The sequence below is a fragment of the Blautia sp. AF26-2 genome (assembly GCF_003460955.1).
Lineage (GTDB): Bacteria > Bacillota > Clostridia > Lachnospirales > Lachnospiraceae > Fusicatenibacter > Fusicatenibacter saccharivorans.
Window position 1 is genome coordinate 1 of record NZ_QTWD01000003.1, and the last position, 19,743, is coordinate 19,743.

Genomic DNA, 19,743 nt, shown 5'->3' on the forward strand with positions numbered 1-19,743 from the left:
ATGGGGCAGGTCACCCACGCGTTACTCACCCGTCCGCCGCTCAGTCAACTGAAAATCATCCGAAGAATCAATTCAGCCGCTTCGCTCGACTTGCATGTGTTAAGCACGCCGCCAGCGTTCATCCTGAGCCAGGATCAAACTCTCTGATAAAAGATTTGTTCCAAGTTCAAAATCAACATACTAGCTAATTTATCCCTTTTACTGTTTTAAAGGATCTTTCGATCGTTTTGAATTACTTATTCAGAACTTTCGAGGATGTGTTTCACTGTTTAATTATCAAGGATCTCTGCCGTTCCGACTCGGATCAGCTCGTTTATTTTATCACAGAGCTTTTCGTTTGTCAAGAACTTTTTTAATTTATTTTTTGAAGCTCTTTCGAACTTCTTTGCTGTTCTCTCGATCAGCAACTCGTTTATTCTATCAAACTCGTTTGCTTTTGTCAAGAACTTTTTTCAGGTTTTTTTGAAGCAGTTTTTCCAACCCGCGGCAGCCACCCGGCTCCGAACTAGGTTTTTCTGTTTCAAAGAAACTCATTCGCATCAGCTCTCGCTGACAGCTTAGTTATAATAACACCGCCCAAAGCAAAAGTCAACACCTTTTTTCGAATTTTCTTATTTTTAGAAAAATATAGTTAATTCTGCATATTTTGTATTTTATCTGACTATTTACAATCTATCCGAAACCGTCCAAAAGAAAAGGCGCCTTCCGGCGCCCTTTCCCTTTCAACTCTTATTTCTCACGTTTACGATAAACAACTGCTCCGACCACTGCTGCTGCAGAAACGCCGAGCAGGATCACCCACAGCATCACCTGTGTGCGGTCTCCCGTGTCCGGACTCTTTGTTGCTTTCTTCAGATAGAATACGGTATCCGCCTGGCCCTTGCTTGAAACGATCGAAATCGTATGCTTGCCTTCTGCCAGACTCTTTGTATACTCTGCCTTCAGCGTAACCTGCGTATTCTCTTTTCCAGCCGTCACATAATTCTTCGCATCAATCTCTTTCTGGTCGATGAGAACCTTTTTGAGATCCTTTGCTTCAAAATCTGCGGTGAAGGAAAGCTCCTTGCCCTGCATACCTGACTGATTGACTCCTTTGGTAATCTTCGGAAGATTCTGCGCAGTCATCGGTTTCTGTTTCAGGCCGGCAATCGCTTTTTCCAGCGCTGCCGCATAACCATCCACCGTCTTCTGCTCCGTGATATTCTTTCCGCGTACAATCGCTGCTTTTGCATCATTGACTGCTTTTACGCTCTCGTCCGTGTATTTCTTCAGATCGTTTGGAATCTTCTTCACTGCGGCATCTACTTTGCTGTAGTCCGCATCTTTATACGTAAGGCCGGCAATCGCTGCCTCGATCTTTTTTGCGTAACCGTCTACGCTCTCCTGCTCTGTGACCGGCCGCTCGGTTACGACGCTGTTCTTTGCATCTTCCAGTGCTTTTACAGACGCATCGGTATACAGACGGAGGTCCGCCGGAATCTTTTTGATGGCTTCCTCTACTTTGGAATAATCTGCTTTCCGAACCTGCAGTCCTGCCAGTGCATTTTCAATTGCTGCTGCCCAGCCGTCTACTTCTGCCTGATCCAGAATGGTTTTTCCACTTTCTACGCTGTTGATCGCTGTCTGAAGCGGCTGAATGCTTTCTTCCGTATAAATACTCAGATCATTCGAAACTTTGGCAAGAGCCGCGTCTACGGTGCTGTAGTCCGCCGGTTTCAGGGTCAGTCCGTCAAGAGCTGCTTTCAGGTTCTCTGCAAACTGATCGACTTCCTCCTGCCTGCTGTCATCCAGATCCCATACAATGGCTTCTTTTGCCGCATTCAGTGCTTTTACACTCTTTTCGGTATAAATGGATAAGTCTTTCGGAATCTTTCCCAGGAGTTCTTCCACTCCCTGATAATCTGCCGGAACCGGTTTGCGTACCAGTGCTGCAATTGCATTCTCCAGTGCTTCCGCATAAGCATCAACTGCCTGCTGCTCTTCTATCGTTTTGGTGCGGTCGATGGATGCAATGACTGCATTCAGTGCTTCCACGCTCTCTTCCGTATAGATAGAAAGATCTCCCGGAACTTTGGCAAGTACTGCATCAACTTCTGTGTAATCTGCGCCAAGAAGCGTCAGTGTGTTTACTGCTGTCTGAATGGCTGCCGCATAACCATTTACGGTTTCCTGTTCAGCTGATGGCAGGTTCTCTTTTACCGCATCTTTTGCTTTCTGAACAGCTGCCGCGCTTTCTTCTGTATACCGGCCCATGTCCTCCGGTATCAGCGCCAGCGCTTCTGTTACTTTGGTGTAATCTGCGGCTTTTACAATCACAGTGAATTCCTGTGTGAAGTCAACGCCGGTTTTCTTTCCGTCTTTGATTGTCGCCAGAAGTTTTACGGTTCCGGCATTCGTTACTTTCAGGTTTGTGCCGTCTAAAACAGCACCTGTCATTCCGGCATCCGTGATTTCCCATGTGATCTGTTTCTGATCTGCATTTTCTGGAACTGCTTTGCCCGTCAGTGCGGTGGTTCCCGGGATTTCTTTCGGTATGCCCTGGATTTCTGTTACAGCTGCGTACTCATAGGTTCTTATCTGGATTTCAATGGCATCTTTTGTTTCCGTTTCTGCGATCTTTGTTACAATCCAGCTTCCGTTCCAGCTGTCTGCCTTTTTAAGCAGATAATCTGCCGGAGCCTTTTTGGCCTTTTCCGTAAGATCCTTCAGATTCCAGGAAGCCGCCGCTGCGATCACAGCCTCTTTTTCTGTTTTTATTCTTTCTTTGTCATCTTTCTGATCTTTCTTTTCATCCGGATTTGTTTTTTCTGAAAGTATTCGGATTTCTCTGTTCTCTGCATCATTTTTAATCTCCGTATCTTTGCCGAGAACGTCGCCTGCTTTCAGCGAAAGCTCTCCGAACTTCCACGTTTTGGCTTCCTCTTTTGCGAATGCCATGGTTGGGAACATCGTCACGATCAGAAGCATGGACAGTACAAACGAAAGCATTTTTTTCGTTTTCTTCATAACACAAATCCTCCTTTCCTTTTGATTGTTTTGCAGCCGCCAGGGGCCACAGTTTCTCTTGTTACTTTCATTATACGTGTGTCAGAAAAAGAGTCAACGGGCCGTAAAAATTCGTAAGAATTCTTGTGCATTTCCGCTAAAATACTTTCAACGTTTTTTCACAATACTTCCATGAATTTTTACGGCCCGTCAGATTTTCTTAAGATATTCCTTTATTTGTGATGAAGCACATATTTCACATACGCAATTCTGCGGCTGTCCGGTGCCCAGGAGTTGACGTTGATACTGCCCTGGCCGCCGAAAAGATCCAGCACTTTTTTCTTATTCTGTCCGTCATAATCCATCATTCCAAGCGATACATACATGTTCGGCAGATGCTCATTCGGTTCCAGCTCACCTTTAGCGAAGGTCAGGTAAATGACGTGTTTTCCATCCGGCGAAACGTGGCCGAACCAGTTGTTGGCATCGAAATCGGTCATCTGGGTGAGACCGCTGCCGTCACGGTTCATCCGCCATACCTGCATCAGACCGCTTCTGGTGCTGTTGAACCAGATGTGCTTTCCGTCCGGTGAATACTCCGGACCGTCGTTGTAGCCTTTGCCGTCCGTCAGGCAGGTTTCCTCGCCGCCGTCTGATGGAATCGTACAGATCTCAATGCGCATAGTCTCCTCCTCCGGCTTTTTGCGGAAGGCACAGTACGCAAGCTCTTTTCCGTCCGGCGACCAGCCGTGCAGATAGCTGAGACCCGGTCCGGTGAGGTCTTTTGGTTCACCGCCTGTCATCGGGAGCACGTAGATGTGGGATTCATACGTTCCATCTGTGAGTTCCGGCGGCATGCAGCTTACCGCCAGCAGCTGGTTGTCCGGTGACGGAATGTGGTCATTGTTGCACTGCACGCAGAAACCGGTATCAACCTGCTCCACATGGTCTTTGTCGATCTCATAGCGGTAGATTTTTCCATCCGCATTATAAAGCAGGGTGTTTCCATCGTTCAGCCAGTTCGGTGCCTCGATGATTCCCGGAAACTCATGCAGCACGGTTTCTTCTCCGGTCTCCACATCCATCGTGCAGAGAATGCTGTCGGTGTTGTCTCTGTCCCCTGTCCATCCGGAGAGCATTTTTCCGGCGCGGCAGGTATCCTCCAGTGTTGCCGCATCCATATCCACAATCTGCAGTGCACCGTTTGCACGGGCGAACTGGAAGCAGGCTTTCAGATCAACCATGCCTTTTCCAAGCGGCGCTTCCTGGCCGGTGATTTTCATATCTTTATAATGAACGGCTTTGACTCGGTCCGCATGCGCCCAGAGGAACTCTTCCGGGTCGACGCCGCCGCAGTACATCCAGCCGACATCTACTTCTGCTCCGACTTTTTCACCGCAGGCTTCCAGGAGATATTCGTACGCTGTTTTTCCATTCACGCGGATACAGATATCTTCTTTTTCGTTGTGAATCAGAAGACCTGCTCCGGCTTTTTCCAGTTCTTCTGCCAGTTCGCGGTATCTTGCAGCGGTTTCGTCCAGAACATCTTTTGTCAGGCGTGCCGGGCTCTTTACGACAAACCAGGAAATGTGGTATTTCTGCGCCAGTTCTGTAAGAATGGCAAGTTCTCTTTCATAGTGGTATTCATCCAGGAAAATGTGGACCGCATGAACCTCAATGTGGTATTTTGCAAGCAACGGCATTGCCTGCTCCAGATCCTCCGGGATCCAGAAACCGTAGTCCCTGGCATCAACACGGAATCCGAGACACGGCTCGATCTGGCGGTAGCCTGCCTCATAGATTTTCTTTAAAAATCCTTCGGGATCCTGTTTCCATTCTTTGGATACCCCATACATCTGTACACCAAAATACATATTGGTTTCCTCCTTCTCCAGATCCGCTGTTTCCCCATTTTCAGCGGATTTTCTTTTCCTCCATTTTACCACATTTCTTCTATTATAGATATGATTTTTCCTGTCAGTTATAAGAAACACGCTTTGCGTAAAAAAGGCGCCCCGTATGTGTTTTTTCCACATACGGAACGCCTTTTTCCGCCATTTTTTTCAGGGCCTGGTTATTCTTACACAAACTGGTTCGTTTTCTCATCGTACTCATAGTCGATGAGCGCCAGTTTTTCCCGCAGATCGGATTCCTCTGTCTGCATGGCCGCGCAGAATTCTGCGAGCGACGGGTAAAAATCTCTTAACTGCGTATTGACATAGCTCAGCAGCATTACGGGATCTTTCGGCATCATTCGTCTACTACCTCCACACCTGGTTTGATCATTGCCTTCAGGCCGCCGTTTTCCACATCCAGAAGGATCGTATCGCCCTCGCTGACCTGACCGCCAAGGATCAGTTTTGCGGTGCTGGTTTCTACCTCTTTCTGTACGAAACGTTTCAATGGACGGGCGCCGTAAACAGGGTCGTAGCCGCCCTCAATGACAAACTGTTTTGCAGCCGGGCTCAGTTCGACGGTAAGCTCCTGGTCTGCCAGACGTTTGTTCAGTCCTTTCAGCAACAGATCTACGATATGACCAATGTTGTCTTTTGTCAATGGTTTGAACATAATTGTTTCATCCAGACGGTTCAGGAACTCCGGACGGAAGTGTGCACGCAGATCCTGCATGACCAGGTTTCTCGCCTCTTCGGAGATGCTGCCGTCATCCTGAATGCCGTCCAGCAGATACTGGGATCCGATATTGGAGGTCATGATCAGGATCGTATTTTTAAAGTCTACGGTACGGCCCTGGGAGTCGGTGATACGGCCGTCATCGAGTACCTGCAGCAGAACGTTGAAGACGTCCGGATGCGCTTTCTCGATCTCATCGAACAGAACAACAGAATATGGTTTTCTGCGCACTGCCTCAGTCAGCTGGCCGCCCTCCTCGTAGCCTACATATCCCGGAGGCGCTCCGATCAGACGGGAGACGGAGTATTTCTCCATGTATTCACTCATATCGATTCGAACCATGTTGTTCTCATCATCAAACAGCTTTTCTGCCAACGTTTTCGCAAGCTCTGTTTTACCGACACCGGTAGGTCCAAGGAACAGGAACGAACCGATCGGTTTTGTCGGATCCTTGATTCCGGCTTTGGAACGGATGATCGCATCCGAAACCTTGGTGACTGCTTCATTCTGGCCGATAACTCTCGTGTGAAGTTCATCTTCCAGGCCGAGGATCTTAGTTCTCTCGCCTTCGGTCAGTTTTGCAACCGGGATTCCGGTCCAGCGGGAGACAATTCTGGCAATCTCTTCATCCGTTACACTCTCGTGTACCAGTGAGAGATCTTCATTTTTAACTTTTTTCTCTTCTGCTTCCAGCATCTGCTGTAATTTCGGGAGTTCACCGTACTGCAGTTCAGCGGCGCGGTTCAGATCGTAATCATTCTTTGCTTTCTGGATCTGGCGGTTCATGTCCTCGATCTGCTCACGCAGTTTGGACAGTTTCTCAACGGAACTCTTTTCATTTTCCCACTGTGCCTTTGCAGAATTGAAGGTATCCTTTAACTCAGCCAGCTCTTTCTGCAGTGTTTCCAGACGCTCGCGGCTCAGATTGTCGGTCTCTTTTTTCAGTGCGGCTTCCTCGATCTGCATCTGCAGAATCTTACGGCGCTGCTCATCCAGCTCGGCCGGCATGGAATCCAGTTCTGTCTTGATCAGAGCGCATGCCTCGTCGACCAGGTCGATTGCTTTATCCGGCAGGAAACGGTCGCTGATGTAACGGTTCGAAAGGGTTGCGGCTGCAACGAGGGCACCGTCGGTGATTTTTACGCCGTGGTAAACTTCGTAGCGCTCTTTTAAGCCACGCAGGATGGAAATCGTATCCTCTACGGTCGGCTCATCAACCTGAACCGGCTGGAAACGGCGCTCCAGGGCGGCATCTTTTTCGATGTACTGGCGGTACTCATCCAGCGTTGTGGCACCGATGCAGTGCAGTTCGCCTCGTGCCAGCATAGGTTTCAGCATGTTTCCGGCATCCATCGCGCCGTCGGTCTTTCCGGCGCCGACGATCAGGTGCAGCTCATCGATAAACAGAATGATTTTTCCGTCGCTCTTTCTGACTTCCTCCAGAACGGCTTTCAGACGCTCCTCGAATTCGCCGCGGTATTTTGCTCCGGCTACCAGGGCTCCCATATCGAGGGAGAAAATGGTTTTATCTTTCAGGCTCTCCGGTACATCGCCGTTGGCGATTCGCTGGGCCAGGCCTTCTACGACTGCGGTTTTACCAACACCAGGCTCACCGATCAGAACCGGATTGTTTTTTGTCTTACGGGACAGGATACGGACAACGTTCCGAATTTCGGTATCACGGCCGATAACCGGGTCCATTTTCTGGTTTCTGGCTTTTTCTACGATATCCTGTCCATATTTTTCCAGGGTGTCGTATGTTGCCTCCGGGTTGTCGGTGGTAACTCTCTGGTTTCCGCGCACGGTGCTTAATGCCTGCAGGAAACGTTCTCTTGTGATGCCGTACTCCTGAAACAGTTTTTTCATGGACGGGCTTGGGTTTTTCAGCATTGCCAGGAAGAGGTGTTCTACGGAAACATACTCGTCTCCCATGGCTTTCGCCTCATCCTCAGCATTTATCAATGCTTTATTCAGATACTGACCGATATACGGCTGACCGCCGGATACTTTGACGCGGTCGTTCAGCGCCGTCTCGACACGGTTCAGAAAATGATCTTTGTTGATTTCCATCTTTTCGATCATTTTCAGAATCAGGCTGTCGTCCTGATGCAGGAGGTTATACAACAGATGCTCCTGCTCTATTTCCTGGTTGCCGAAATCGTATGCGGTCTTTTCCAGGTCCTGTACAGCCTGCAGCGATTTTTGTGTGAATTTACTGATATTCATAATCGGCTTCCTCCTTATCTATTTGGGTGCTAACATTCGCTCCGAACAAAAAGAGCGTTGATGTGAATTTTCTTTTCTTTCTTTGTTCTAGTCGTACTATAACACTAGTTATTAGCACTGTCAAGAGGTGAGTGCTAATTTTTTTTATTTTTCCCGACGCTCCTTTTCTCCCTCCCCCCCCTAAAAGATTTTTATTCATCGCCGTACACAGCAATAAAATGAATCAGTGCCTCTGTTTCGGAACTGGCATACTTTTTGGCAGATGCTTCCAGCGGCTGTGATTGATATGCTTCAAACGAATCGCCCTCGTCGCGTCCAGATATGTAGCGATTATCATTTAGTTTCCACTTCCTCATTTCTTCAAAATAAGCAGTATTCGCCATTTCCGAATTCCAGTCCATTCGCTCCAGCAGATAATACTCCATTCCATGATAACATTCTTCGCAAATTCCCGTAAAAAATTCTTCTGCTGTCTGAGATGTTAAATGCTCTGGAGCATACCATATTTCGTTCTCTTCATTATTATATAATGCAACGCAATTCGATGATCCTGTCTCTTTCACATACAGCGGAATTTCGGGAATTCCAAGTCGTTCTGTTTCAAGCCGTACCATCTTCTGCGCTGCAATTGTTCTTTCTTCCAGTGTTTTTTGCCTCCATTCGCTCTCCTTTAAGCTCAGCAGAAATTCTTTATTTTCCTGAAAAATGTTCTCCTGATTCTGGACGAGATTATAGTCCTTTTTTCGTTCGTAAAGTTCTGCCACTCCGGACGGAGACTCAAGCTTCCAATATATCATCATACAAGTCGGTACCATACTCACGCATACTGAAACAAACAGAAATGCGTTTAAGTCACTTCTTTTTAATCTCCAGAATTTTTTCGGAGAATATTTTCGTTTTTTTCTATGTAAATCTCTTAAAACCGTAACAAGAAATATCCCATCCAGCACTGCAAGAAACAACACAATTTTCAGTGAATATTGGGCAAATAAAAACAGCATCAGTATGCTCGGCGGAAATGTATAGAATAAAACTTCATTTGCAGTTCCATCTGCGCAGTAGCTTCGAATGGGTGAGGCCAGCCACAAAATCAGGCACAGCGCATAGGCAAAAAGCATTGTCCCCGACGAAATATGGACGGAACATTCTGTAATATATACCTCAACCTGTTTCACATACATCACATACAAGATACAGATCGGATATAAAATCGAGCTTTTGCTCAACCAGTATGCCGCTGATTTTCTTTCCCGTCTTCTTTTCTGTTCCTCCATATCAGATCCCCCTGATTTTTCTTTTGTTTTATTTGAAATACTTGTATGTTTATTTTAGCGTAATTTTTCGTTTTTGCCTATCCTTCGTTTTTCAGTTGAATCTTTCTGTAAAAACCAAAATTGCGAAACCCTGTTTTGGCAGGACTCCGCAATCTCTTTTTCCTATTTACTTTATGATACATGACGGGCAGCATATTTCATTTTCTGGTTTCCGGCGCATTTCTTAAAATACTGCCGGATCGCATCTTCGTTCATATCGTTTCCGATAAACACAGCCTGGCCGGCGTTTTTCTGTTCTGTGCCGGTGATGCTGTAGCGGTGATCGGCGACATCAAATTGGAGAAACTGGTCTCCGGCTGCGAACTGTCCTTTTGCACGGATGATATTTCCAAACGCTCCGCGAATGATCTGTTCCAGAAAACACCACAGGGTTTCCGGTGCCTCCATTCGGATATTTTCGAAGGAGAAGGTCTCCGGCATCTTTTCGCCGCTCTGCGTATCCTGTACTTCTTTCTCATATCGGCCGCCCAGCAGCAGGCTCTGGTAATCTTCCCGTGTCATCGTGGATGCATAATCCGTGATGATTTTTGCCTGCGGGTTAATTTCCTGCAGAAATTTCTGGATGCGCTGTTTTTCTTCCGCCTGGCATGCTTCTGTTTTGGAAACAATGATCGTATCCGCGCTTCGGATCTGATCCTGATACAGCTCGGGATATTCCGCCATATAGCGGCGGTAACTGTAAACATCCACAATAGTGACCGGCGAGAGAAGCTGAATTCTCTCGTACTCGATCTGACGCAGATTTTCTATAATCCGGGCGAGACTTCCGACGCCTGTCGGTTCTACGATCAGGTATTCCGGGTCTACCACATTGGCAATGGTCAGCACGGATGCTGCAAAATCCTTTTTCCCGATGCAGCAGATGCACTGCTCTGTCATTTCCCATACATTTTTCTGCGTTCCTTGCCGGTTCTGGCCAAGACGTGCGCCGTCGATTCCTGCGGCTCCATATTCATTTTCCAGTATGGCAAACCGCTGATCGACGTTCCTGGCCAGCCGTTTGATAAATGTTGTTTTTCCCGCGCCCAAAAAGCCGGATACGATCAATATTTTCATACGTTTCCTTTTTCAGTCAAATTTTCAAATCATCAGTCAGCCAATTTAACGACTGGTTTGATTAAATCCTTCGGTTTATCTCTCATGAGGAACAGTGCTTCTTCCAGATGATCCCATCCATCAAACACATGTGTGGACAGCGGGCTGACATCCAGCTTGCCTGCCGAAACAAGAGCTCCCAGTTTTTCCATGCGGAGTCTTCCGCCAGGCATCAGGCCTCCGTTAATCTGTTTGTGACCCATTCCAACGCCCCACTCTACACGCGGAATATCAATGTTGTCACCGGATCCAAGATAGTTTACATTTCCGATCTTTCCGCCCGGTTTCAGGCATTTTACTGCTTCTGCAAAGGTTTCTACACCACCGCCGGCGATGACTACTTTATCAACACCTTTTCCATCTGTCATATCAAGTACCTGCTGGAAAATCGGTCCGTTCTTGTAGCTGACAAAATCCGTTGCGCCGTATTTTTTTGCCGTTTCTACGCAGACCGGTCTCGTTCCGACAGCAATGATTCTCGATGCGCCGCGCATATTCGTTCCGGCTACCGACATCAGACCAACTGGTCCGATTCCGATGACAAGAACTGTATCACCAAACTGTACATCGGCAAGCTCTACGCCGTGGAATCCGGTCGGCACCATATCGGAAAGCATGCACGCGTCGACAACATTGATGTTTTTCGGAAGCAGCGCAAGGTTTCCATCGGCATCATTTACATGAAAGAATTCAGAAAAGACACCATCTTTGAAGTTGGAGAATTTCCAGCCTGCCAGCATTCCGCCGGAGTGCATGGAATAACCAGCCTGTGCTTCCAGAGAATTCCAGTCCGGAGTGATGGCCGGCACAAGAACCCGGTCTCCCGGTTTGAAATCTTTTACGAGCTCTCCGACTTCCACAACCTCTGCACAGCACTCATGGCCCAGAATCATGTTATGACGGTCACCGATGGCCCCTTCCCATAAAGTGTGGACATCTGATGTGCAGATGGCAACTGCCAGTGGACGGCAAATGGCATCCATCGGCCCGCATTTCGGGCGTTCTTTCTCGATCCATCCGGATTCACCGATTTTCAGCATTGCATAACCTTTCATATCTTTTGCTCTCCTTTCAGATTGTTAATGATTTATCGATTCCTATGATTCGAATATATCACTAATAGGTTACTAATTCAACAGAAAAGTCACGGAATATCGTAGAATATTCCGTGACTTTTTTATAGCTTTTGCACAATAGATTACTTATAGATACTTTTTATCAAATTCTGTACCGACCGCATTCCCATACCGAAACGGCTACAGCCGGCTTTCTGCATTTCCTGTATAGTTTCCAGACTGCGGATTCCACCGGCGGCCTTGATCTGAATGCGACCGGCGGCTTCACGGCTCATGATTCGAACCTGCTCCACGGTGGAAGGACAGCCGGGATACCATCCGGTGCTCGTCTTTACATAATCCGCACGGCCTTCCACACACAGATCCACTGCCTGGCAGATTTCCTGCTCCGTCAGCTGCGGTGCCTCGATGATCACCTTAAAAATCGCCGAAGGCACCTGCTCCCGGATGGCCAGAAGTTCTTCTTTTACATAAGAAAATTCGTGGCTTCTGAATGCCGTAAGATTCATCACCATGTCGATTTCCCGGCAGCCAGCCTCCCACAGTTCTTTTGCCTGCCGCTTCTTCTGTCCGGTCGTATCTCCGCCGCCCGGAAAGCTTACCACGCCTCCCGCATGGATTTCTCTGGTGTCCTGCAGCCGTTCTGCCACATGGGCGCTGAACGCCGGCAAGGTAAACACAGCAGCCAGACGATATTTCTTTGCCAGCTCCACCATCGCATCAATTTCATCCATTGTATGAAATGCCTGTACACAGCTGATATCAATCTGCCGCATCAGTTTCTTCTGTTCTTCTGTCTCATCGCTCATTTACTCCGTCCTTTTCCCGAAATCTCCACCTCGTACTTGCTTCCGATGATCCGCACGTGGTCAATGCTCACCGGCCGGTTCTGCCAGTAGGTGACTCTGTGCACCACAAGAAGCGCATCCTTCGGCTCCGTTTTCAGAACCTGGGCTTCCATAAAGGTCGCGGATTTCGCTGAAATTCTGTCTCGTGTCTCATCAATCTGCAAGCCGAATTTCTCCTCCAGAAACTGATACAGCGCTACAAACTGATTCTCATACGCCTCGATGCCAGGGACTTTCGCATATTCGATATAATTTTCCATCAGCGTAACAGGCTCTTCATCCGCAAGCTGCAGCCGCTGAATCCTCGCCACGCTGGTTCCCTCCGGAATTTCCAGTTCATCGGCGAGCTGTTTGTCCGCCGAAATGATGTCGATCATCATATCTGACGTCGTTACCCGATATCCTTTTTTCATCAGGGATTCCGTGACCGATGTGACCTTGTTATAATTCTGAATTGCCTTATGATTCAGCACCCTCGTTCCAGAACCCTGGCGAACCTCAACCAGTCCCTCCTGCACCAGCATCTTTACTGCATTCCGTACCGTAGTACGGCTGACCTGATAGATTTTCTCCAGTTCACACTCCTTCGGCAGAAATCCCCCGACAGGATATGTTCCCTTATTGATCTCGTTTTTCAGTCTGCTGTAAACCTTCACATAAGCCGGTGCATTTTTCATCTTCTTCCCCTCCCGTGAAATATCAATATCCGCTTTTTGATCCTTTTTGCAGTATACCATATTTTGACGGCACAATCGAGTCCCAAAGAAGAGTTCCTGTTTTCTGCTTTGTCACCGACACATACTCTGCCAGACGCACAGAAAAAAGGCAGACGCATGTCATTTCTTTATGACTCACATCTGCTCTGCATGAATCTTCTTTTTTCTGCTGTCTGCGAAATACTTCCATTCTCCAGAAGCAAATCTCTCTTTCTGCGGTGTAAATTTTTGTTACAAATTTTTTATTGTTCTTTTCTATTTTTTCGTATCAAACCGCATCACCGCCATGTGCACCACGTACGGCACCAAGATGACCGGGATTGCCAGGTATGCCAGGATGCTGTACACCTTCTGGATCAGCGTCAGCAGACCAAACTGTGCGATAAGGAAGTCCGCGATGCAGCAGACAAGCGCGGCAAGGATCTGGGTGCGGCTGATTTTGCCTGCGGTTTCTGTTCTGCTGCTTCGTTCAGCGAGACCGGCGTGGATTCGTTTGACCATGGCGGCAACCATGTTGACGGCTGTGGATACGGCACCGAGGATGATCAGTACGGAAATCAGCGGTGTCATGAATTTACTGCCGACGCCCTGCTGAACCATAAATAATGTCGGGACGCTCTGCTGGATCATTTCCGGGTTCTGGTATACGGTCATGATTCCGAGGACGACCATGATCATCAGAAGGGCATTTAATACGGCACCGACTGCCATGCTCTTTCCGGCATCCTGCGGTTTTTCGAAGGATTTGGCATGCTGGACGAAGACTGCGACATTGGCAAGCTGGAAGGTTCCGTAGAGGAATGCGGCGTACAGGGCTTTGCCGAATGGGAGGTCTGCGGTTTTCATGGCGTTTACAGTATCGCCGATCTTTCCGGCTCCGGCGATGATGTTCGGGACGTAGACGATCAGCAGACCGGCAATAATGCAGATGGACAGCACTGACGCTACTTTCCGCACCAGATCCGTTCCGAATACCGAAACGACGAAAATAATTTTCCAGTTTCATAACGATTCTCCCTTCTTCCTAACAAGCAAAAGGGCATACTGACCTTCTGTTGGTCAATACGCCCTTGTATCTCCGATGTGCTTTAGTATATCACAGTTTTAACGCGAATGCACTCAATTTTAAGCAAAACGCAAAAGATCCCGGGATTTTTCTCTCCCGGGATCTGAAAATTCTTACTATGTAATTCTTTTTTAAACCACACGTCTTACCGCAAGAATCGTGGTATACGCTGCGTTGCTGCTGATCTTGATACCGTCGCGCTCATTGCTTGCGTGTACGATTGCACCGCCGCCGATGTAGATGGCTACGTGGCCGCTGTAGCAGATAATATCGCCCGGCTGAGCCTCTGCATAAGATACACCGCGTCCTACACCACGCAGTGCACTGGAGGAATGCGGAAGGTCGTATCCGAAGTGTGCGTAAACGCTCATGATAAAACCAGAGCAGTCAGCTCCGTTGGTAAGGCTTGTGCCGCCCCATACGTATGGATTTCCAATAAACTGGGTTGCATAGGATACGATGGCGCTTCCTGTTGCACTTCCGGTGCTGCTGGAGCTGCTGGAATCATCCGAGCTGCTGGTATCGCTGGACGAAGAATCATCGTAAGAGCTTCCTCCGTTAGACGGTGTTGTTGTCGTGGTGGAGCTTCCTGTGCTGGACGGTGTGTTGTCTGCCGTTGTTGTATTATTTGCAGCACTGCTTGCGGCTGCTTCTGCTGCTGCCTGTCTTGCTGCTTCTGCCTGGCGGGCTGCCTCGGCTGCTTCTGCTGCCTGACGGGCCTCTTCGGCTTTTCTTGCTGCCTCTTCGGCTGCAATCTCCTCCTGGATCTGCTGGATCTTTGCGTTCTGCTCTGCCAGTACTGCGTTGTACTGTGCAGCCATGTCGTTCAGGTCTGCGATCTGGTTTTCGTAGTCATCGGAAACGGCTTTTTTCTGCTCAAGCATTGCCTCAAGGGACTGCTGCTGTGCTTCCTGCTCTGCCTCACTAGCTTCGAGATCTGCTTTTTCATCTGCAAGCTGATTGCTGTAGTCTGTTACCTGCTGTACAAGATCCATGTACTCCTGCAGGCACTCTCTGTCGTATTTGTATAATTTCTGGGTGTACTCAGCCTGGTTGAGAATGCTGCTTAAATCTTTTCCCTCCAGAAGAAGTGCTGCCCAGCCGTTGTCTCCGCCGCTCTCATAGAGGAACTGGATTCGTTTTTTCATCAGCTCGTACTGCTCGTCCTCTTCAGCCTGGGACTGTGCCAGTTTTTCCTGTGTTGTTTCAATTTCTGTCTGTTTCTCTGCAATTTCATTTTTCAGATTTTCCACGGATGCCATGGTTACGACAAGCTGTGCGTCCAGGTCATCAATCTCGCCGGTAATCTGATTCTTTTTGGTTTCCAGATCGTCGATTTCTGCTTTTGCGTTGTCAAGCTGTGCGCTGGTCTCTGCCTGTGCTGCCTGCTGCTGCTGTAACTGCTCCTGTTTCGAGGCGCTTACTGTCATTACCTGAGCTGCACTTACGATCACTGCTAAACTTAAGGCAAGAAATTTTTTTCTCATTCTTTCACTCCCAAATTGATTCGTTGTATGTAGGTTTCTTTGTTTCAGGTTTCCCTGTTTCTTAGAAATTCAATTATTCTGTAACAATTTTGAAATATTTTTCCCAATTCTTTTACATAATATCACAATTCACAAATGGATGCAAGGAAAAATATCCCGACTTTTTGTAAACAATTCGTGAACAGTAACGATACATGTTATTTTACCTTCTGTACACTCACACAACTCAATTTGTATTGATCCGGCGAGGAAAGCGCATCGCCGTCAGGGATTGAAAAGTCCTCTGCGGAGAATTTCGCACAGAGTGCCCGGTACTGATCCTCTGTAAAGTACGGCACCGCATCCTGATTCCATTCCAGACTGATTTCCTGATCGGTCACGCCGCGCGTTACAATTTTCCCGCCTTCAAAATCCTTTTGTTTCATTTCTTTTAACGCATTGTAAACTGCAGTTCCATAATCCAGACGTACTTTCAACACGGCATTGGCGTACTCCTCCACGCCGCCGTTTGCGATCAGTGCTCCGCCTGCCGCAGATGCTGCTGCGCCAAGTACATTCTGATACGATGCACCGTCCGAGAAGAGAATCTGTCCGCCCTCACCATACCAGCTTTTGATTTTTTCCAAATACGACGGTGATACGCTGCTGCTTTTCCGATACGTATAATCCAGCGTGATGCTGTTTTCTCCAAGTCCCAGATCCGCAGCGGCCGCCTCTGCACCGAGTGCATAACCTGTCCCGTACTTTGTTCCGTTCTCTTCGTTTTTCTGTCCGATATAGCCCAGGTGCGTGTAGCCGGCCTGTACTGCCGCATATCCTGCCAGGTAGCCGGCCTCTGATACATCAATTTCCAGGCTTTCTGTATTTCCGCGGAGACGGCTGCGGCCGCTCTCACTGACCGGTTCTGCCTCCAGCAGCAGAAAACGGACATCCTTCCAGTCGCGCTGTGCATCGTAAACGGCGCGGCTCATGCTCGTTCCGGCACAGACGATAACGGATGCTCCCTTCTGCGCCGCCTCTTTGATGGTGTTTTCATAGTCCTCTGTTGTCCGTCCTGCCGGAACACTTGCTTCATATTTCAGACCGCTCTCGTCTCCATACTGCGCAAGACCGTTCCATGCTGACTGATACACGGCATCGGAAGCTACCTCACTGCCGTCGGTTACCAGCACCAGATCCACTGGTTCCGTCTTTTCTTTTCCGCAGCCGCCCAGCAGCAGCAACGACACTGCGCCAAGACAGAGCGCCCATTTCCAGCTCTTTCGCATGTTTACTCCCCTTGTATTTTTATTTTCCAGATTTTTTCTTTTGTATTTCTGATCTGCGTCTTTCACGCACCTTCTAGTATAGACAATTCCAGCGCAAAAAGAAAGAGAGAATACACGAACTACAAAGTTTTTTTGTATTCTCTCTTATTTTTTATAGAAGATATTTTACTGGAACAGATCGTTCAGGATTTCTGCCGGTTTCTTCCTGCGGTAGCCTTCACTGTCACTTAAGATACTGCTGCCCCAGGTGAAATGATTCACACCGGTCAGATAGGACCGGTCAAGAACTTTTACACCATACCGCTCATACGCAACCGGATAATACATTTTCATGTATTCATTTGCCAGCTCAATAGCTTCACTGTTAATGCTTCCTGTTGAAGAAACGGTTCCGCCAAGCTGAATATACGGCGGTGTCGCATGAATGACAACCACGCTGCCGTCCGAGCACTGGCCAATGACAATCCAGACATGACCGCTCTTGCTGACCACATCACCCGGCGTAAATTTCTGGGACGTATCGCCTGTCACGCAGGTTCCCCAGCCTTTTCTTGCAAAGTAGGCCGGCATTCCAGTGGAGGTTGTCGTTGCATACTCTTTCGTCACCTGATGTGCGGTCCATCCGACATAGCCGGAACAGTCAAGACCTTTTCCGTACTCATACAGATGATCGGAATAGTTGTAGGTGGAATTCTGTGTATTGAAGAATTGTTTCCACTGCGCATTGACGCCGTAACTCTCTGCCTCTGCGTCTGTGTGGCCGCCTCCCCAGATATACAGGGTGTTTCCAAGCGGAAGCAGTGCATTTTTCAGAAAGTTCCGTACGGTGCGGACACCGATCTGCGCGGACGGTTCAAATCCGTCCGGACTCTGTACCAGCTTGCCGTCCTCATCGAACACATACGTTTTTCCGTCGATCACCTGTTTTCCGGTTATCATGCCGCCCCAGTTTCGGAAATAGTATGTATTTCCGCCAATCGACTGCCAGCCGATTGCCATTTTCGAGTCAGATCCAAGGTAATAGAGGTTATTATCATAGGTAATAAACGCATTCTTGTACATGCCGCCCCAGCTTCTCGGATAATAATAGTTATAATCCCAGTATACCCAGCCGCTTGTCGCCATAACGCCGTTTTTGTCTACATAATAATAGTTTCCGTCGTACTGAAACAGCTCGTCATCTCTTCTGGTTCCATTGGCGTTGATCCAGTAATGCGTTCCGTCCAGAAGCAGCCAGCCCGTATGGCTTGTGCCGTCCTCATCGAAATAATACGTTTTTCCGCCGTTCTGCACCCAGCCGGTGGCAAATGTTCCATCTGAATTGGCATAGTATGTTTTACCGCCGATGGTAAATGTCTGATCATGGTACAGACCGCCCCAGCTCTGGAATGCGTATTTTGTTCCGCCGATGGTATGAATTCCGGTGTACATGCCGCCCCAGCTTCGGAAATAGTAGCGGTTTTTGTCGTAGGTGATCCATTCAGACGATGCCATCGTACCGTCTTCTTTCATCCAGTACCAGTTGTTGTCATATTTCACCCAGCCGGTCTGAAGCGACGTATCCTTGTTGATCCAGTAATACGTTCCGTTGGTCAGATACCAGCCCTCTTTTGTAATCTGCTCGCCGTCTTCCAGAAAATAGTATTTCTTTCCATTGATATCGCAGACACCTGTATAGAAGGTTCCGTCATCCTTTGCCCAGTATTTCTTTCCCTGCCAAGTAAAAGATTCGTTATGGTAAACGCCGCCCCAGCTGTGGAAATAATATCTTGTTCCGTCAACCTCTTTCATTCCGGTGTACATCACACCGTCACCGTCGAAATAGTATCGGTTGTTGTCATACGTGATCCATTCAGATGCAGCACGTGTGCCGTCCGCTTTCAGCCAGTACCATTTGCCTTCCAGCTTCAGCCAGCCGGTCTGAACAGAACCATCCTGATTGATCCAGTAAGTCTGATCTCCCAGCTGAACCCAGCCGGTCTGGCTGGCATGATAGATCGATCCGTCATTCTGCGCTATGTAGGTTTTTCCTTTTACGGTAAAGAAGGTGTTTCGATATACACCACCCCAGCTCCGGAAATAATACTCGTTTCCTCCGATGCTCTGGAAACCGTTTTTATAAATGCCGCCCCAGCTCTGGAAGTAATACAGATTGTTGTTGATTTCTTTCCAGCCGGATGCCATCATGACACCATTATCATCAAACCAGTACCAGTTATCATCGTACAGCAGCCAGCCGGTCTGCAGGACGCCGTCTTCTCTTACCCAATAATATGATGTGCCTTTTTTCAGCCAGCCTTTTTGTGTGATCTGCGCTCCCGTAGTATCATCAAATGCGCAGAGATCACCATGTCCATTCATTGTTCTGACTATTCCACGGGCAACGATACCATTTTCCTGTACATAGTACATTTTTCCACTGATGCTGAGATACACATTTCTCTGAATGCCGCCCCAGCTCTGGAAATAATAAAGGTTTCCATCTACTTCCTGAAAACCATTTTTATAGATTGCTCCGTCTCCCTTGGCATAATAAAAATTATTATCGTATGTGAACCAGCTGTTTTCTGCCATGCGGCCGTTCCGGTCCGGATCCAGCCAGTACCAGTTTCCATTCCGGTAAAGCCATCCTGTTTTCAGCTGTCCGTTCTCATAAAAATACCAGCCGCCGTCGCCTGCCTTAACCCAGCCATTCTGACTGGCCCGCACAGCAGCACCGCTGTCCTGTGAAGCCTGTGTCTGCGTTTCACTCTGTATCCCGCTCTGCTGATCCTCTGTCTCCACAGACTGGTCCATCACCGTGCTGCTCCCCACAGCACTCGCGGAAACAGTCGTCGGATGTACGCTGAGCATCAGCACCATAAAAAGTGTACCGCCCAGAAGACTTCTCAATTTTTTCTTCGATGTCATTGGCAAGTAACTCCCTTACTATATTATATCTGCTTTTCTCTCCATGTTATCATTAGAAATTATATTATCTTTTGTAATATTTTGCAATAAAAACGTAAAAA

14 protein-coding genes and 1 rRNA gene are annotated in these 19,743 nt (G+C 48.0%); all 15 read right to left on the reverse strand.

Going from position 1 to position 19,743, the window contains the following annotated elements:
* Nucleotides 1–150, reverse strand: a 16S ribosomal RNA gene (locus DWY63_RS05190); the annotation flags it as partial.
* Between the two features lie 119 nt (nt 151–269).
* The gene (locus DWY63_RS17935; protein WP_158568326.1) at nt 270–443 is read right to left on the reverse strand and encodes a hypothetical protein; all 174 of its coding nucleotides are present in this window, start codon (nt 441–443) and stop codon (nt 270–272) included.
* A gap of 286 nt (nt 444–729) precedes the next feature.
* Nucleotides 730–3,006: a hypothetical protein gene (locus tag DWY63_RS05195; protein WP_117801536.1), complete on the reverse strand. Its 2,277-nt coding sequence runs from the start codon at nt 3,004–3,006 to the stop codon at nt 730–732.
* 212 nt (nt 3,007–3,218) lie between these two features.
* Complete coding sequence (locus tag DWY63_RS05200; protein WP_158555011.1) at nt 3,219–4,859, reverse strand: TIM barrel protein; 1,641 nt, start codon at nt 4,857–4,859, stop codon at nt 3,219–3,221.
* A gap of 206 nt (nt 4,860–5,065) precedes the next feature.
* Nucleotides 5,066–5,239, reverse strand: coding sequence for a DUF4250 domain-containing protein (locus DWY63_RS05205; protein ID WP_022461670.1), 174 nt, complete (start codon nt 5,237–5,239; stop codon nt 5,066–5,068).
* A complete protein-coding gene (clpB, locus tag DWY63_RS05210; protein WP_055220290.1) occupies nt 5,236–7,842 on the reverse strand; it encodes an ATP-dependent chaperone ClpB in 2,607 nt (868 codons plus the stop codon). The genes DWY63_RS05205 and clpB overlap by 4 nt, the downstream gene beginning before the upstream one ends.
* 191 nt (nt 7,843–8,033) lie before the next feature.
* Nucleotides 8,034–9,116 (reverse strand): hypothetical protein, encoded by a 1,083-nt coding sequence (locus DWY63_RS05220; protein ID WP_117510090.1) that lies wholly within the window; start codon nt 9,114–9,116, stop codon nt 8,034–8,036.
* 171 nt (nt 9,117–9,287) lie between these two features.
* Nucleotides 9,288–10,232, reverse strand: a complete 945-nt coding sequence (locus DWY63_RS05225; protein WP_055267686.1) for a CobW family GTP-binding protein — start codon at nt 10,230–10,232, stop codon at nt 9,288–9,290.
* A gap of 32 nt (nt 10,233–10,264) precedes the next feature.
* The gene (locus DWY63_RS05230; protein WP_055220247.1) at nt 10,265–11,326 is read right to left on the reverse strand and encodes an NAD(P)-dependent alcohol dehydrogenase; all 1,062 of its coding nucleotides are present in this window, start codon (nt 11,324–11,326) and stop codon (nt 10,265–10,267) included.
* Between the two features lie 143 nt (nt 11,327–11,469).
* On the reverse strand, nt 11,470–12,156 hold the full coding sequence (gene deoC, locus DWY63_RS05235) for a deoxyribose-phosphate aldolase (protein WP_055220244.1): 687 nt from the start codon (nt 12,154–12,156) through the stop codon (nt 11,470–11,472).
* A complete protein-coding gene (locus DWY63_RS05240; RefSeq protein ID WP_055220242.1) occupies nt 12,153–12,872 on the reverse strand; it encodes a GntR family transcriptional regulator in 720 nt (239 codons plus the stop codon). Before DWY63_RS05240 ends, deoC begins: the two co-directional genes overlap by 4 nt.
* A gap of 294 nt (nt 12,873–13,166) precedes the next feature.
* Nucleotides 13,167–13,868: a hypothetical protein gene (locus DWY63_RS05250; RefSeq protein WP_173816457.1), complete on the reverse strand. Its 702-nt coding sequence runs from the start codon at nt 13,866–13,868 to the stop codon at nt 13,167–13,169.
* Between the two features lie 240 nt (nt 13,869–14,108).
* The gene (locus tag DWY63_RS05255) at nt 14,109–15,464 is read right to left on the reverse strand and encodes a C40 family peptidase (protein ID WP_117510092.1); all 1,356 of its coding nucleotides are present in this window, start codon (nt 15,462–15,464) and stop codon (nt 14,109–14,111) included.
* Nucleotides 15,465–15,661: 197 nt separating this feature from the next.
* Entirely contained in the window at nt 15,662–16,732 is a 1,071-nt protein-coding gene (locus tag DWY63_RS05260) for a BMP family ABC transporter substrate-binding protein (protein WP_147343055.1), read from the reverse strand.
* A gap of 165 nt (nt 16,733–16,897) precedes the next feature.
* On the reverse strand, nt 16,898–19,642 hold the full coding sequence (locus DWY63_RS05265) for a hypothetical protein (protein ID WP_117801539.1): 2,745 nt from the start codon (nt 19,640–19,642) through the stop codon (nt 16,898–16,900).
* Nucleotides 19,643–19,743 lie beyond the last annotated feature (101 nt).

Excerpts from the sequence above, each read along its gene's own strand:
- DWY63_RS05195 (WP_117801536.1), bottom strand. The coding sequence starts at position 3,006 with ATGAAGAAAACGAAAAAAATGCTTTCGTTTGTACTGTCCATGCTTCTG.
- DWY63_RS05200 (WP_158555011.1), bottom strand. The coding sequence starts at position 4,859 with ATGTATTTTGGTGTACAGATGTATGGGGTATCCAAAGAATGGAAACAG.
- DWY63_RS05205 (WP_022461670.1), bottom strand. The coding sequence starts at position 5,239 with ATGATGCCGAAAGATCCCGTAATGCTGCTGAGCTATGTCAATACGCAG.
- clpB (WP_055220290.1), bottom strand. The coding sequence starts at position 7,842 with ATGAATATCAGTAAATTCACACAAAAATCGCTGCAGGCTGTACAGGAC.
- DWY63_RS05220 (WP_117510090.1), bottom strand. The coding sequence starts at position 9,116 with ATGGAGGAACAGAAAAGAAGACGGGAAAGAAAATCAGCGGCATACTGG.
- DWY63_RS05225 (WP_055267686.1), bottom strand. The coding sequence starts at position 10,232 with ATGAAAATATTGATCGTATCCGGCTTTTTGGGCGCGGGAAAAACAACA.
- DWY63_RS05230 (WP_055220247.1), bottom strand. The coding sequence starts at position 11,326 with ATGAAAGGTTATGCAATGCTGAAAATCGGTGAATCCGGATGGATCGAG.
- deoC (WP_055220244.1), bottom strand. The coding sequence starts at position 12,156 with ATGAGCGATGAGACAGAAGAACAGAAGAAACTGATGCGGCAGATTGAT.
- DWY63_RS05240 (WP_055220242.1), bottom strand. The coding sequence starts at position 12,872 with ATGAAAAATGCACCGGCTTATGTGAAGGTTTACAGCAGACTGAAAAAC.
- DWY63_RS05255 (WP_117510092.1), bottom strand. The coding sequence starts at position 15,464 with ATGAGAAAAAAATTTCTTGCCTTAAGTTTAGCAGTGATCGTAAGTGCA.
- DWY63_RS05260 (WP_147343055.1), bottom strand. The coding sequence starts at position 16,732 with ATGCGAAAGAGCTGGAAATGGGCGCTCTGTCTTGGCGCAGTGTCGTTG.
- DWY63_RS05265 (WP_117801539.1), bottom strand. The coding sequence starts at position 19,642 with ATGACATCGAAGAAAAAATTGAGAAGTCTTCTGGGCGGTACACTTTTT.